Origin of the sequence: Bartonella sp. AP331QHHD, assembly GCF_042195905.1 — a bacterium.
Lineage (GTDB): Bacteria > Pseudomonadota > Alphaproteobacteria > Rhizobiales > Rhizobiaceae > Bartonella.
In genome coordinates, this window is record NZ_JBHIPG010000052.1 from 175,970 (window position 1) to 190,255 (window position 14,286).

Sequence of the window (14,286 nt, forward strand, 5' to 3'; positions counted from 1 at the left end):
TTACCTTATAAATCTTCCAATGTGAGTTCTGAGATGTATCATTTTAACATTCAGTTTAGCAGATTTAATTGTTACAAAGTATTAAGAGCATAAAATAACTATGAATGATTGAGTTTTATACAAAAGTTCTTCAATAAATACCATTCTATCTATTTAATTTTATTATTTAAGAAGGTGTACAAGTGAAGATACGTTGTAAAATTTAAGTGAATGAATAATAGAGAAAAAAAATTTGACTGTAACAGATTTTCTGTGAACATTTGGCGTTTATATCTCAAAAATAAAAATGCTTAAGGCTATTTCCTTTCATTATTGAATTAAAAAGAAGAAAAGAAGCTCTATCCATTTAATAATTTAAATATTATGAAAAACGTGAAATAAATAACTTCATCAATTTGCCAGAAATAAAAAAAGGATAAGACTTATGGAATATATCAGCACGAGAGGTGAAGCTCCTGCTTTAAGCTTTACGGAAACAATCATGACAGGGTTGGCAAGTGATGGGGGACTTTATTTGCCAGATAAATTTCCTCAGCTATCATTTGATGCGTTACGAGCACTTCGTGGTCAGTCCTATACAACAATTGCTAAAACTATTCTGTGGCCCTTTGTGAATAACGAAATCGAATATACAGCTTTTGAAAATATGATCGCTGAATCTTATGCAACCTTTCACCATCCAGCAATCTGTCCGTTACGACAAACTGGAGCAGATGAATTTATCCTTGAACTCTTTCATGGTCCTACTTTAGCTTTTAAAGATGTAGCAATGCAGTTTCTTTCTCGACTGATGGATTATGTTTTGACTGAAAAAAATAGATGTGCAACGATTATTGCTGCAACATCAGGTGATACAGGAGGAGCTGCAATACAGGCTTTTGCTGGAAAAGAACACTCAGATATTTTTATTTTATTTCCTAAAGGACGTGTATCGCCTGTTCAACAACGGCAAATGACAACCAATCATTGTTTCAATGTTCATGCCATTGCCATTGAAGGAAATTTTGATGATTGCCAAGCTCTTGTCAAAGCAATGTTTAATGACCACAATTTTCGTAAAAAAAGAGCACTTTCAGGTGTTAATTCTATAAATTGGGCGCGTATCATGGCGCAAATTGTTTACTATTTTTCATCTGCACTTTCTTTAGGAGCACCTGATAGAGCTGTTTCATTTACTGTTCCTACTGGAAATTTTGGTGATATTTTTGCAGGTTATGTCGCAGCCCGTATGGGATTACCCATTGCTCAACTGGTCATCGCAACGAATGATAACGACATCCTTGTACGTACATTGACCAGTGGTACTTACAAAACACAACCAATAGTCCATACAACATCACCTTCTATGGATATTCAGGTCTCTTCTAATTTTGAACGTTTGCTCTTTGAAAGTGGCAATCGTGATCCAATGTGGATTCGCAATGCAATGGAAAACTTGAAAAAAACGGGTCTCTTTACTCTTGATGAAAAGCAACTCAAAAATATTCGTTCCCTATTTTCCGCTGGAAAAAGCAACATGGCTGCAACAGCTCAAACAATTGATAGTGTCTATAAGGAAAGTGGCTATCTTGTTGATCCACATACAGCGGTCGCTCTTCGAGTAGCGCGTGAAAACAAAAAACCGCATATTCCAATGATCGTTCTTGCCACGGCTCATCCAGCTAAATTTCCTGATACTATTAAAAGTGCTTGTGGCCTTCATGCTCCATGGCCATCTCATCTCAATGATGTAATGAAACACGAAGAACATTTTATAAATCTTGCTAATGATGAAAAAATAGTAAAAGATTATATTTCTTTAAAATCGCGTGCATCTTATTAAAGTTAGCTGCATTAATTTAAATCAAGAATATTCTGATACCCTTACAATGAGGTATTTAGCTTATTTAATGGAGTTCTAAATACATGGATGTAGATATATGTCGCCTTAGTAATGGTTTGACTATCGCCACACATACAATGCAACAAATTGATAGTGTTGCCCTCGGAATATGGGTTAAAGTGGGCTCACGCAATGAAACCTCCACACAGCATGGTATTGCTCATCTTCTTGAGCATATGGCTTTTAAAGGAACCGAAAACCGTACTGCTTTTCAAATTGCAACCGATATTGAAGATGTTGGCGGTGAAATCAATGCTACAACCAGTATTGAAACAACAGCTTACTTTGCACGTGTTCTTAAAAGCGATATCCCACTTGCTATAGATATTTTAGCCGATATTTTAATGCATTCAAAATTTGACGACGATGAACTAGAACGAGAAAAACAAGTAATCTTTCAGGAAATTGGTGCTGCCCATGACACTCCTGATGATATTGTTTTTGATCACTTTACAGAAACAGCCTTTCGTCATCAATCCCTTGGACGCTCTATTTTAGGAACAGCTAAAACTATTCAATCATTTACATCTACTGATCTCCATGATTTCATCAATAAACAATATAGTGCAGATCGTATGATTGTCGTTGCTGCAGGAGCTGTAAAGCACGAAAGTTTCTTGCGAGAAGTTGAAAGTCGTCTTGGTACTTTTCGCTCCCATTCAACCGCACCTTTTACTAATCTTGCAAATTATGTCGGTGGCGACTTTCGTGAATATCGCGATTTAATGGATACACAAGTTGTTCTAGGGTTTGAAGGACGTGCTTATCACGCGCGTGATTTTTATGCAGCCCAAATTCTTTCTATCATTCTTGGTGGTGGTATGTCTTCACGTCTTTTTCAAGAGGTAAGAGAGAAACGTGGATTATGCTATTCTATTTATGCTTTTCATTGGGGATTTTCAGATACTGGGCTTTTTGGTGTTCACGCAGCTACCGGACAAGAAGGGCTCAAAGAACTTATTCCTGTGATTCTTGATGAACTTTCCAAGGTCAGCAAAAATATTCACGCCAACGAACTGCAACGAGCACAAACGCAATATCGTGCAAATCTGACAATGTCACAGGAAAATCCCTCTAGTCAAGCACATCTCATTGCTCGCCAAATACTCCTTTATGGTCGACCAATTCCAATATCGGAAACAATTGAACGCCTCAATCTCATCACTCCTAAAAGATTAACTGATTTAGCACATCGTCTTTTTACAAACTCCACTCCAACACTAACTGCTGTCGGACCTGTAGGACCCCTCATAAATTTTGATGATTTAACGTCAACTCTTTCATACAAGCTAAAGTAAAAACTTCTTTTCAAAGCAGCATCACAATAACATCACATATTTTATCATAAAATTTACCACAAAAGCTCTCCTCATTAAATAAGTTTTGGAAATATTGGGCAAATAGGCGTACAAAACTACCCAATTCATACTTCATGTGATAAAGATTCTAATAAGTGAAGGTATATCCGTGAAATCTGGAAATTCATGGTTTAACTTTGCCCTTTTAAAATATAAAACTTCATTCGCTTCAGGTTCCATTGAAGCAAATGGGTGTGTGGTCTATTTGTATATAAAATCACATAACTTAAGAAAAAGTGATAACAATTTATTATGTAAATAAATTATAAAAGGTGGACGTTTTTTCTCAAAAGTCGAAATGAAAATTAAACATCCTAAAATATTGAGAGTGGGACATTGTGAAGAGTTTGCGTAAAATAATTGACATCATTTTCATTGTAGTCGTTAGTTCTTTTGTCCATCTTACATCAGCACAAGCAATTGAACCAGTTAAAATTTCTTCTCAAGATGCTGCTCTTGATCTCTCAAAAGCAATTGAAATTCACCATACAAACAACTCTATTTTTCAAACAAGTACAGCACCAGGACCAGATGGTATTGTATGGCGTATTGAAGTGCAGGCAAAAAATGAAAAATTTTCCGGAAATTGGGCAGTTTTTTCTCTTGCAAATCCAACAGATGAACAAGTTGATCGTCTCATCGTTGCCCCCCATTACCGCATGGCACGTTCTGGATTTTTTTGGCCAGACCTTGGATCATCAAGGATTCAATCCATAACGCCAAGCGAAGGTTTTTCCCTCGATCGTCAACTTAGTGCAAACTCTGATATCTTTCGTATTACCCTTAACCCTGGTGCTGTTATTACATTTGTGGCCGAACTTAACTCTGCAAATCTACCGCAAATCTATTTATGGCAACCTGAAGCTTATAAAGATGCAATTAATTCTTATACGCTTTATCATGGTATTCTTCTTGGGATATCAGGTCTCTTAGCGCTTTTGTTAACTGTTCTCTTCGTCGTCCGTGGAACAGGGCTGTTTCCTGCAACAGCGGCAGTTGCTTGGGCAGTGCTTTTTTATATTGGTATTGACTTCAACTTTTTAAATAAATTCTTTGCAGTTACACTCACAACCCAACCAATCTGGCGTGCTGGTACAGAAGTAGCACTTACTGCTACACTCTTCATTTTTCTTTTTACCTATCTCAGCCTTAACCGCTGGCATTATCATTTTAGTTACGGTGCTATCGCTTGGACCATTGCGTTTTGCAGTCTAGGAGCCTTTGCTATTTATGATCCCATCAGAGCAGCTGGAATTGCGCGTTTGTCTTTTGGCCTTACCGCTGTGCTTGGTATAATATTAATCATCTATTTCTCAATCAGAAGCTATGACCGCGCCATTATGCTTATTCCAACATGGTTGCTCATTAGCTTTTGGTGCGTTGGAGCCTATGCCTGCATAGCTGGACATTTAAACAATGATATTATCCAGCCAGCATTAGCGGGAGGATTAGTGCTCATTGTTCTTCTCATAAGCTTTACTGTCCTGCAACAAACTTTTTCTAATGACGCTTTCCATGAAGGAATATTTTCCGACCTTGAACAACAAGTACTCGCAGCAAAGGGAGCTGGAAATATTATTTGGGATTGGAATATTGAGCGTGATCGTATTGTTGTACATCCAAACATGGCAACCCTTTTTGGTACTGAAATTCATAACCTCAATGGACCTATGCGCAACTGGATTTCAGCCTTGCACCATGATGATCGTGAACGCTTTCAAGCCGTATTGGATATCATTCTTAAAAATAAAAAAGGGCGCATTGATCAAATTTTTCGGCTTTCTTCCGGTGGTGGTTATTATCATTGGTTTTCTCTTCGTGCACGTCCGGCTATGCAAAAAGATGGAAAAATCACACGTGTCATTGGAACTATTGTCAATATTACTAACCATAAAAAATCCGAAGAACGCTTATTGCATGATGCAATCCACGACAGCTTAACTGGACTTCCTAACCAACAAATTTTCTTTGATAGACTACAAAATTATACCTCTTTAGCGAAAGCAAATATCAAAATTAGACCAACTGTCTTTATGATTGATTTTGACAATTTTCGCCAAATTAATCGCAAATTAGGCATAGCAGTTGGGGATACTGTACTGCTTATAATCGCACGTCGTTTAAATCGTCTCATTAACTTTCAAGACACCTTATCGCGTCTTTCAGCAGACCGCTTTGCAATTATTTTACTCAGTGAAACCGAACCACAAAAAATTGCAGCATTTGCAGATCATTTGCACAAAACAATTTCAGCACCTATTTCACTTTCAGAAAATAAAATAATCCTTTCAACCTCTATCGGATTGGTTACATGGAGTGAAAGCCGGTCGACGGCTAAAGATATTTTTAATGATAGTGAGTTAGCGATGATTCGCGCAAAACAAATGGGTGGGAACCATATTGAACCTTTTCGTCCTAATTTTCGCACTTTGGGTCTCGAACATAATACTCTGGAGAAAGATGTCCATTATGCCATAAAACGTAATGAGATGAAAATCCTCTACCATCCTATTCTTAATTTATCAGACGGACATATTATTGGTTTTGAAACAATTGTAGAATGGCATCATCCCACTTATGGAAATTTAAATGTCTCTGATTTCATAAAAATCGTAGAAAATGAACAAATTGTTATGGATTTGTCACAATTTATCATCGATAATGCCATTATTGATCTTATAAATGTACAAGAAAAGTTTTCCCAACAATCTTTCTTTATTTCAATTAATTTACCAAGCGCAGAAATGATTCATCCTCGTTTTATCAGTCAATTGCGTGCCGCTTTGCTTCGCCATCCGCTCCACAAAGGGCGTCTGATGATTGAAATATCTGAATTTGTCTTAAGAAATAATCCTGAACAATCAGCGCACTTTCTTGAACAAATTAAAACACTTGGAATGAATCTCGCACTCGATAATTTTGGAACAGGTTATTCGTCTCTGACCTATCTCGTACGTTATCCATTTGATATGGTTAAACTTGATCGTTCACTTATCTCAATCGACTCTCTTAAGAAGAAAATTGTTCTAAAGTCTATCATTAATATGGCAACAGATCTTAATTTGCAAATTATCGCAGAAGGTGTTGAAAATGAAAAAGAAGCAATCTTCCTCCGTCAAGAAGGCTGTAAATATGTTCAAAGTACACTTGTGACGAAACCGATTGCCATAGAAGAATTAATTACGCTCGTTCAGAGCCATTTCCCTTATAAAATAAAAACATAAGGGATAAAATAACGTGTAAAGTTAAAAAGCTTAGAAAAAACTCTACGCGTGTCCCATTTCAGAAGCAAGATAAGTTGGATCGATACCCATGCGTGTTAAACTTTTATCATACTTGCAGCTTAAATCGCTTTCAAAAAGAAAACTAGGTGATGTAGAACTGATTAGCCAACCATTTGTAGAAATTTCTGCCTCAAGTTGCCCCGCTTTCCATCCAGCATAGCCTAATGCGACCAGTGCATGTTGCGGACCTTGTTCGCAACTGATCGCTTTTAATATATCAATTGTCGCAGTAAAACAGATCTTATCCGCAATAAAAACAGTTTCTTCACAAGCATAATCATCTGAATGAAGGACAAAACCACGCGAAGGATCAACAGGACCACCATAGCGAACTGGAAACTGTTTTATTGGTTCAGAAAGACTTTTTTTTTGGCCACTGTCTATGATTCCTAAGTGAAGCAAAAGCTCTGGAAAATCAATGTGATGCAATTGATTGAGAATGATGCCCATCGCACCGGCATCAGAATGCGCACNAAAGCTCTGGAAAATCAATGTGATGCAATTGATTGAGAATGATGCCCATCGCACCGGCATCAGAATGCGCACAAATATAAATAACAGAACGAATAAAGCGTTTGTCATTCATCCCAGGCATTGCTATGAGTAATTGTCCACCTAAAAAGCCATTACACCGCTTCATTAATCTGTTATTCTCCATAATTGACATGATAAAAATTTGTTCATTTAGCACACTAGGAAAATAAAACTCCAATGAAAAAAAGTTATATATTTACAAATTTACAAAATATCGCAACTTTCTTTTATAAAAAGCTTTTAGTTACTTTAAGCTTAACATTCATAGTTTTAGAATTACTTAACATTCCTGTAAATGCTCAAACAGAACAAAAACTCCAGCTTTTCGCAACATCTTGGTATGAATCAGATGGTGGTCGTATCCGATTAGCGATCACTGAACCTTCTCTTTCTGGAATAAGAGAAGGCATTATTGAAATTGAGCTTAAACCAGGATGGAAAACTTACTGGCGTAATCCAGGTAATTCTGGCATGGCACCATTTTTTAATTTCAACCAACAGATTTCTTATGAAATCTTTTATCCTACTCCACAGCTTTTTGAAACAGAAAATGATTGGTCATTAGGTTATAAAGATAAAGTAATATTGCCCTTCAATCTTTCTGGTTCAAGCAAAAATTTAAGTGGTGCTTTCACTCTTGGATTATGTCACAAAATCTGTCTTCCATTTACTGTTAACTTTGATTTTTCGCCATCTGCTCTTAAAAATAAACAGCTTCCTGCTTCCTTCTTAAAAAAGGCGCAAAATTCTTTGCCCCGCATGACGCAGAATGCACTAAAAATAAGTGCTGAAAAAAATAATAGTACCCTTCTTATAAAAATACAAAATAACAACAAAACCACTCCTTCCTCTCTCTTTTTAGATGGAGGAGAAATGCAAATTGGAGCAGCAAGAAAAGTCAGTGATAACGCAGAATATACACTCTTCAGTGCTCCACTCTATTTCACACCAGAAGAAATAAACCAAAAAATTTTTTATACAGTTGCTTTTAAAGATCACGCCTTAAGTGGAACATTCATATTCCATACGCAGCCAACCCCTCTTGCGTCTCCGTGATAAAAGAAAAAGCTCTCAAAAAGCAATTATGCTGGAAAACGTCCATTTTCACGATATTGAGTAATTGCTTTGCGAGCAAGGGCATCTGCGCGTTCATTTTCTGGATGTCCCGCATGCCCTTTTACCCAGTGCCATCTAACTGTATGACAAGAACTAGCATCCTCAAGAGCTTGCCATAGCTCCATATTTTTAACAGGATTTTTTGATGCAGTGCGCCAATTATTCTTTTTCCAATCTTCAATCCACTTAGATATACCGTTACGTACATAAACTGAGTCTGTATAAAGATCGACCAAACAGGGCTCTTTAAGCGCCTTTAATGCACAAATTGCCGCCATGAGTTCCATTTGATTGTTTGTCGTATGGATCTTACCGCCATAAAGCTCCCGTTCATGACCATTCCAGCGTAAAATTGCTCCCCATCCTCCAACTCCAGGATTCCCTGAGCAAGCACCATCTGTATAAATTTCAACGACTTTTTGTTGAGTTGCCATAAAATTTAAAAACCTAATTCACTTAGCGAATTTACATTACTGAAAAAACAAAGCTTGTGCCAATACTCCCATGGATCTTTCTTAATAACAAAGCTATTAGGCGGTGTATTAAACCAATCATATAGACGTGTGAGTAAGAAACGTAGAGATGCACCACGAGCTAATAAGACCATCTTGTCCAATTCTAAAGGGATCAATGGTCTTATTTTTTGATAATTTTCCAATAACTTACGTGCTTTGGTAAGATTATAGGAATGATCAGGCTCAAAGCACCAAGCATTTAAACAGATCGCTAAATCATAAGCAAAAAAGTCATTACAAGCAAAATAGAAATCTATCATCCCAGAAAGACGATGATTCACAAAAAAAACGTTATCATTAAATAAATCTGCATGAATAATGCCTATTGGTAAATTACATGGCCAATTTTCCTGTAAAAAAGCCAATTCCAACTCAATTTTTTGTCCAAATTCTTTTAACAATGCATCTTCTTTGGTTTGACAACGTTGCCACAATACCTTCCAATCCATAACAGAAAGAGTATTTTTACGACTGAGTGTAAAATCCTGTCCTGCTAAATGTAATTGTGCTAACCCCGTCCCCACTTCGCCACAATGATCTATATTGGGCTGGCGGATCCACTCTCCTTCCAGAAAAGTAATAATAGCAGCAGGACGTCCTGCTAGTTCACAGATCATCATTCCATCATTTTGAATAACAGGTTGAGGACAAGGAATTCCACGCTGTCCTAAATGCTGCATCAAGCGACAAAAAAAAGGTAAATCATCTTTTGAAATACGCTTTTCATAAAGTGTTAAAATAAATCGCCCTTGTGTTGTCTCTAACATAAAATTAGAATTTTCAATCCCCTCTTCTATACCTTGATAAGACAAAAGTGATCCTATTGCATAACGTGTTAAAAACACTTTTAAATCATTTGGGTGAATATCTGTATAAACGGCCATTATTCTGCTTTCGTTGTAGACATGTCTGTATTCTGATTTTCATTTTTTGCATTATTTGCTTGACCATTAACGAAAGCCATATCTTGAGACGTTAAAATGACGTCGCGTAATTCGCGACTCACTAAAAATTTTTCCGTTTCTACCACTGTTTCAGCTAATTCTATTGTGACATCATAACGCTCACGAAATGCTGAAATAATTTCATCAATAATAATTTCAGGAGCCGAAGCCCCTGCTGAAAGACTGACTATAGAAAGAGATTTTAGGTTTTCAAAATTAATTTCATCAGCGCGCTGAACTAAAATAGCTTGCCGCGCACCAGACTTTTCGGCAACCTCTACTAAACGTCGTGAATTAGAAGAGTTTGGTGCTCCAACAATCAAAAACAAATCACTCCCCTTTGCCGCTGCTTTAACCGCATCTTGTCGATTCGTTGTAGCATAGCAAATTGATTCAGCCGCTGGTGCTGCTAATGTAGGAAAACGTTGTTGTAATATATCGATAATTCCTGCAGTATCTTCAACAGAAAGTGTTGTTTGTGTAACAAATCCTAATTTATCTGGATCATTGGGTTGATAATGCAAAGCATCTTCTATCGTTTCAATAAGCGTCACACCCCCTTCTTCAAGCTGTCCCATTGTCCCTATCACCTCAGGATGACCAGCATGACCAATCAATATAACATGACGACCATGACGTTGATGTCGTATCGCTTGTTTATGAACTTTCGAGACCAACGGACATGTTGCGTCGAGATAAAACAAATTATAGTATCGTGCTTCTTCTGAAACAGATTTTGGTACACCATGAGCAGAAAAAACAACTGGTTGATTGCGATGTTCTTCTGGAATCTCATTAAGTTCTTCGACAAAAACAGCACCCCGTTGCTGTAATCCCTCAACTACGTAGCGGTTGTGTACAATTTCATGACGAACATATACTGGAACACCATATTTTTTTAATGCAAGCAGAACAATCTGGATAGCACGATCAACCCCTGCACAAAATCCACGTGGACCACAAAGACGTATCGTTAAAGGGGGAAGTCCAGACATAAATCATCCTTAATCTCTATAGTTTTAGCTATATATTCAAACAACCTATTATTATACATGAATAAGCAATGTAAAAAAACGTGCAATATCATCTTTTGCATAAGAACACACTCTATCGTGTTTTCTTACAGCATTTTCTTGAAGAAAAGCTCTTTTAAAATTTGCTCTTTCATTTTACGCAACTAAAGAGCGATAAAATACCAAACAAGAGATTCAATCAAAAGAATTCCAAAGATAGCTGCCAAATAAAGTAACGAAAAGAAAAACGTTTTTTTGGCCATCAAAATAGTTTCATTATGTGTATCAGCTTTCCATAAACGATAGGCAAAATAAATAAAGATAATGCTTAAAATTGTTGAAAAAATACCATAAAAAATTCCGCCAAGACCAGTAAAGCAAGGAGCAGCAGCACACAATGCCATCAAAACAGTATAAAATAAAATCTGTTTTTTTGTTGAATGTTCACCTCGTACATTAGGCATCATAGGGATACCTGCAGCCTCATAATCAAGAGATGAAAATAAAGAAAGAGCCCAAAAGTGAGGGGGGGTCCACATAAAAATGATTAAAAATAATAAAAAGCTATCAATACTCACTGTCCCTGTTGTCACGGCCCATCCAATCATTGGTGGAAAAGCCCCAGAAGCACCACCAATAACAATATTTTGTGGTGTGATACGCTTTAACCAAATTGTATAGATAACGACATAAAAGAAAATCGTAAACGCAAGAAAAAATGCCGCAAACCAATTAATGAAGCTCCCCATAACCAATACCGAGAGCATAGAAAGAACCATGCCAAAAATAAATGCCTTTTGGGAGCTGATTTTACCCATGGGAATAGGACGCTTTTTAGTCCGTTCCATCACAGCATCAATGTCAGCATCATACCACATGTTCAGTGCTCCCGCACCACCGCCACCAGCAGCAATACATAAAATTGCTAAAAAACCATACCACGGATTGATAGGAACAGGCGATACAAGCAAACCAACCAGAGCCGTAAAGACCACAAGAGACATAACACGTGGCTTTAATAATGTGATGTAATCACCAATACCGGATTTTGGTGGCGTTGATTTACCATTCACAACCGATAACTCTTCTGAAACTGACATTCCACTCAAAGCCCTTTTCCATTTCTGTCATTCACAAATCCAATATTATCTGACAAATATTATCTAGCGTATGGAAATGACCCATTAAGACCAATCGTATTTTTGAGAAAATATGAAATATCTCTTTCGCACGTATCCCCTAAAAGTAAATGGAAATATTGGCAATAAAAATACATTTTTTCAATCAACGTTCTCTCCACATTACAAATGTATCATAAAAATATATCATATGAATTAATATATTTGGGTAAATACTGATTTTGTGTTATGGTTTTTTATGGGGAATTCATTTTTTTATGTAAATCTATGCATGGTTGTGGGTGTTGAGTCGGATAGGATTTTCTGTGATACTTTATAAATTACTCAAAAAAACTTTTTTTATTGGTGCTGTTCTTTACACGCTTTATAGTAGTTTTATCAGTCATGCATTTGCACAAACACCCTATGCACAAGATGTCCCTGCTCCGCAAACCTATGGTGCATGGACAAAAGTGTGTTCTCTACCACCAGGTACACCTAACATACAGTGTGAAGTTGTACAAAACGTTCACACACAAGGGCGTCAAGATATTACCTTGCGCGTTACATTTTATAAACTTCCTCAAAAGCAAGGTGCTTTGATGCGTGTTTTTGTTCCGATTCGCGTTGAATTACGTCCTGGCGTTGGAATTAAAATTGACGATAAAAATATGGGCAGAATGGAATATCGTCGTTGTCTTGGTGATAATTGTGTTGCTGAAGCCTTTCTTAAAGAAGACATATTGCAGCTCTTTTTAAAAGGAAAAATGGCAACCTATTTTATCTTTACAACTCCGGAACAAGGGATTGGAGGTTTTGTTGACCTTCATGGTCTTGGCGACGCCTATGCAACCTTACCGACATGAATGAAATCAATACATTTTAAACAATCAAAATCTCATCGTATATTTTGAAAGATTCTTAAAATTAGATTGATAAAAATCTTCTGAGCCCCCATAAAAATAGGATAATTCTTATGAAATCGCTGATTGATCATTTTGATATTGCTTCCTCTAAAGTGCAATCACTTATACAGGAAACACTTCATCATGCTGATGATGGTGAGCTTTACCTTGAGTACACAGAAAGCGAAGCTCTTTTATTTGATAATGGACAGCTTAAAAACGGCTCATTTCATCAAGATATGGGATTTGGACTACGCGTTGTTGCTGGAGAGGCTACTGGATATGCTCACTCTAGTGAGTTATCAGCTGCTGCACTCAAACGTGCCAGTGAAGCTGCTAAAGCTGTTACCTATAATAATCATGCAGGGACTTATAGCATAGCACCTCAACAAACAAACAAAAGGCTTTATCAACCGCATAATCCCCTTGATGCTCCATCATTTGAAGAAAAAAGTGCTCTTTTGCAAAAAATTGATGCCTATTTACGTGCTAAAAATGATAAATTGCATCAGGTGACTGTTTCTCTTTCCGGCTCGCTACAACATGTTGAAATTTTACGTGCAGATGGTTATTTGGTTCGTGATATTCGTCCCCTTGTGCGACTTTCTATATCTGTGGTCGCAGCTGAAGGCAATCGTCGTGAAAATGGTTTTTATGGATGTGGAGGGAGACAAGCATTTAACCAATTTATTCATGAAGACAATTGGAAAAAAGCCGCGGATGAAGCCTTACGTATGGCTTTAACAAATTTAGAAGCAGAAGCAGCACCTGCTGGATCTTTTGATGTTGTCTTAGCTAACGGATGGCCTGGTGTTATGCTCCATGAAGCCGTAGGTCATGGTTTAGAAGGTGACTTTAACCGTAAAAAAACATCGGCTTTTGCTGGACTTTTAGGACAACAAGTTGCAGCAAAAGGTGTTACAGTTGTTGATGATGGAACAATTCCACAATGCCGTGGCTCTCTCACTGTCGATGATGAGGGGACCCCTTCAGGATATAACGTTCTCATTGAAGATGGAAAACTCGTTGGTTTTATGCAAGACAGACTTAATGCACGGCTTATGGGAGGTAAATCAACTGGAAATGGACGGCGTGAATCTTATGCTTATGCACCAATGCCACGAATGACCAATACAATCATGCTAGGAGGAGATAAAACACCTGAAGAAATCCTTTCTTCACTTAAAAGTGGTATCTATGCTGTTTCATTTGGTGGAGGACAAGTTGATATTACTTCCGGAAAATTCGTCTTTGAATGTACTGAAGCATACCGAGTAGAAAATGGCAAAATTTGTGCACCAATCAAAGGTGCAACTCTTATTGGAAATGGACCGGATGCTATGAAACGTATCACAATGATTGGTAATGATAGTAAACTAGATAATGGTATTGGTATGTGCGGAAAAGCAGGGCAAAATGTCCCTGTTGGTGTTGGTCAACCTCATCTTCGAATCAATAATATGACAATCGGTGGAACTGCGCTTATAGAGGAATAAGCTTGCTCATTCCTTCCCAGTATTGCCTCCTTCTCGTCTATTATGACCATTTTGTGAGGGGGAGATTACAATGAATTGATTTATAAAGATAATCTAGCGTTATTCATATTGTATTAGAACC

The 14,286-nt window shown here is 37.2% G+C and carries 10 protein-coding genes and 1 pseudogene; 6 read left to right on the forward strand and 5 right to left on the reverse strand.

The annotated features are described in order from the left end of the window. Window positions 1-424: 424 nt before the first annotated feature. The 3 genes from thrC to ACFIMS_RS06340 all read left to right on the forward strand — a co-directional run bounded on the left by thrC (window position 425) and on the right by ACFIMS_RS06340 (window position 6,464). Window positions 425-1,822, forward strand: a complete 1,398-nt coding sequence (gene thrC, locus ACFIMS_RS06330; RefSeq protein WP_375696499.1) for a threonine synthase — start codon at window positions 425-427, stop codon at window positions 1,820-1,822. An 83-nt stretch (window positions 1,823-1,905) separates the two neighbouring features. Continuing rightward, entirely contained in the window at window positions 1,906-3,180 is a 1,275-nt protein-coding gene (locus ACFIMS_RS06335; RefSeq protein ID WP_375681155.1) for a M16 family metallopeptidase, read from the forward strand. Between the two features lie 398 nt (window positions 3,181-3,578). Then, on the forward strand, window positions 3,579-6,464 hold the full coding sequence (locus tag ACFIMS_RS06340; protein ID WP_375606401.1) for an EAL domain-containing protein: 2,886 nt from the start codon (window positions 3,579-3,581) through the stop codon (window positions 6,462-6,464). Between the two features lie 42 nt (window positions 6,465-6,506). Here the strand turns inward: ACFIMS_RS06340 and ACFIMS_RS06345 are convergent. Beyond that, window positions 6,507-7,164, reverse strand: a pseudogene (locus ACFIMS_RS06345) (YqgE/AlgH family protein). Window positions 7,165-7,235: 71 nt separating this feature from the next. Here ACFIMS_RS06345 and ACFIMS_RS06355 point away from each other — a divergent pair. Continuing rightward, window positions 7,236-8,114, forward strand: a complete 879-nt coding sequence (locus ACFIMS_RS06355; protein ID WP_375628302.1) for a protein-disulfide reductase DsbD domain-containing protein — start codon at window positions 7,236-7,238, stop codon at window positions 8,112-8,114. A 26-nt stretch (window positions 8,115-8,140) separates the two neighbouring features. Here ACFIMS_RS06355 and rnhA read toward each other — a convergent pair whose 3' ends face one another. From rnhA to cyoE, 4 genes are all read right to left on the reverse strand, one after another. Continuing rightward, the gene (gene rnhA / locus ACFIMS_RS06360; protein ID WP_375613021.1) at window positions 8,141-8,608 is read right to left on the reverse strand and encodes a ribonuclease HI; all 468 of its coding nucleotides are present in this window, start codon (window positions 8,606-8,608) and stop codon (window positions 8,141-8,143) included. A gap of 5 nt (window positions 8,609-8,613) precedes the next feature. Then, window positions 8,614-9,573, reverse strand: coding sequence for a homoserine kinase (locus tag ACFIMS_RS06365; RefSeq protein ID WP_375613022.1), 960 nt, complete (start codon window positions 9,571-9,573; stop codon window positions 8,614-8,616). Beyond that, on the reverse strand, window positions 9,573-10,628 hold the full coding sequence (ispH, locus tag ACFIMS_RS06370) for a 4-hydroxy-3-methylbut-2-enyl diphosphate reductase (RefSeq protein WP_375696502.1): 1,056 nt from the start codon (window positions 10,626-10,628) through the stop codon (window positions 9,573-9,575). The genes ACFIMS_RS06365 and ispH overlap by 1 nt, the downstream gene beginning before the upstream one ends. A gap of 182 nt (window positions 10,629-10,810) precedes the next feature. Then, on the reverse strand, window positions 10,811-11,746 hold the full coding sequence (gene cyoE, locus ACFIMS_RS06375; protein WP_375613023.1) for a heme o synthase: 936 nt from the start codon (window positions 11,744-11,746) through the stop codon (window positions 10,811-10,813). 344 nt (window positions 11,747-12,090) lie between these two features. Here cyoE and ACFIMS_RS06380 point away from each other — a divergent pair, with 344 nt between their 5' ends. Together ACFIMS_RS06380 and tldD are read left to right on the forward strand one after the other, a co-directional pair. After that, window positions 12,091-12,630, forward strand: coding sequence for an invasion associated locus B family protein (locus ACFIMS_RS06380; RefSeq protein ID WP_375628307.1), 540 nt, complete (start codon window positions 12,091-12,093; stop codon window positions 12,628-12,630). Between the two features lie 110 nt (window positions 12,631-12,740). Further along, window positions 12,741-14,165, forward strand: coding sequence for a metalloprotease TldD (tldD, locus tag ACFIMS_RS06385; protein WP_375611127.1), 1,425 nt, complete (start codon window positions 12,741-12,743; stop codon window positions 14,163-14,165). The last annotated feature ends 121 nt before the right edge of the window (window positions 14,166-14,286 follow it).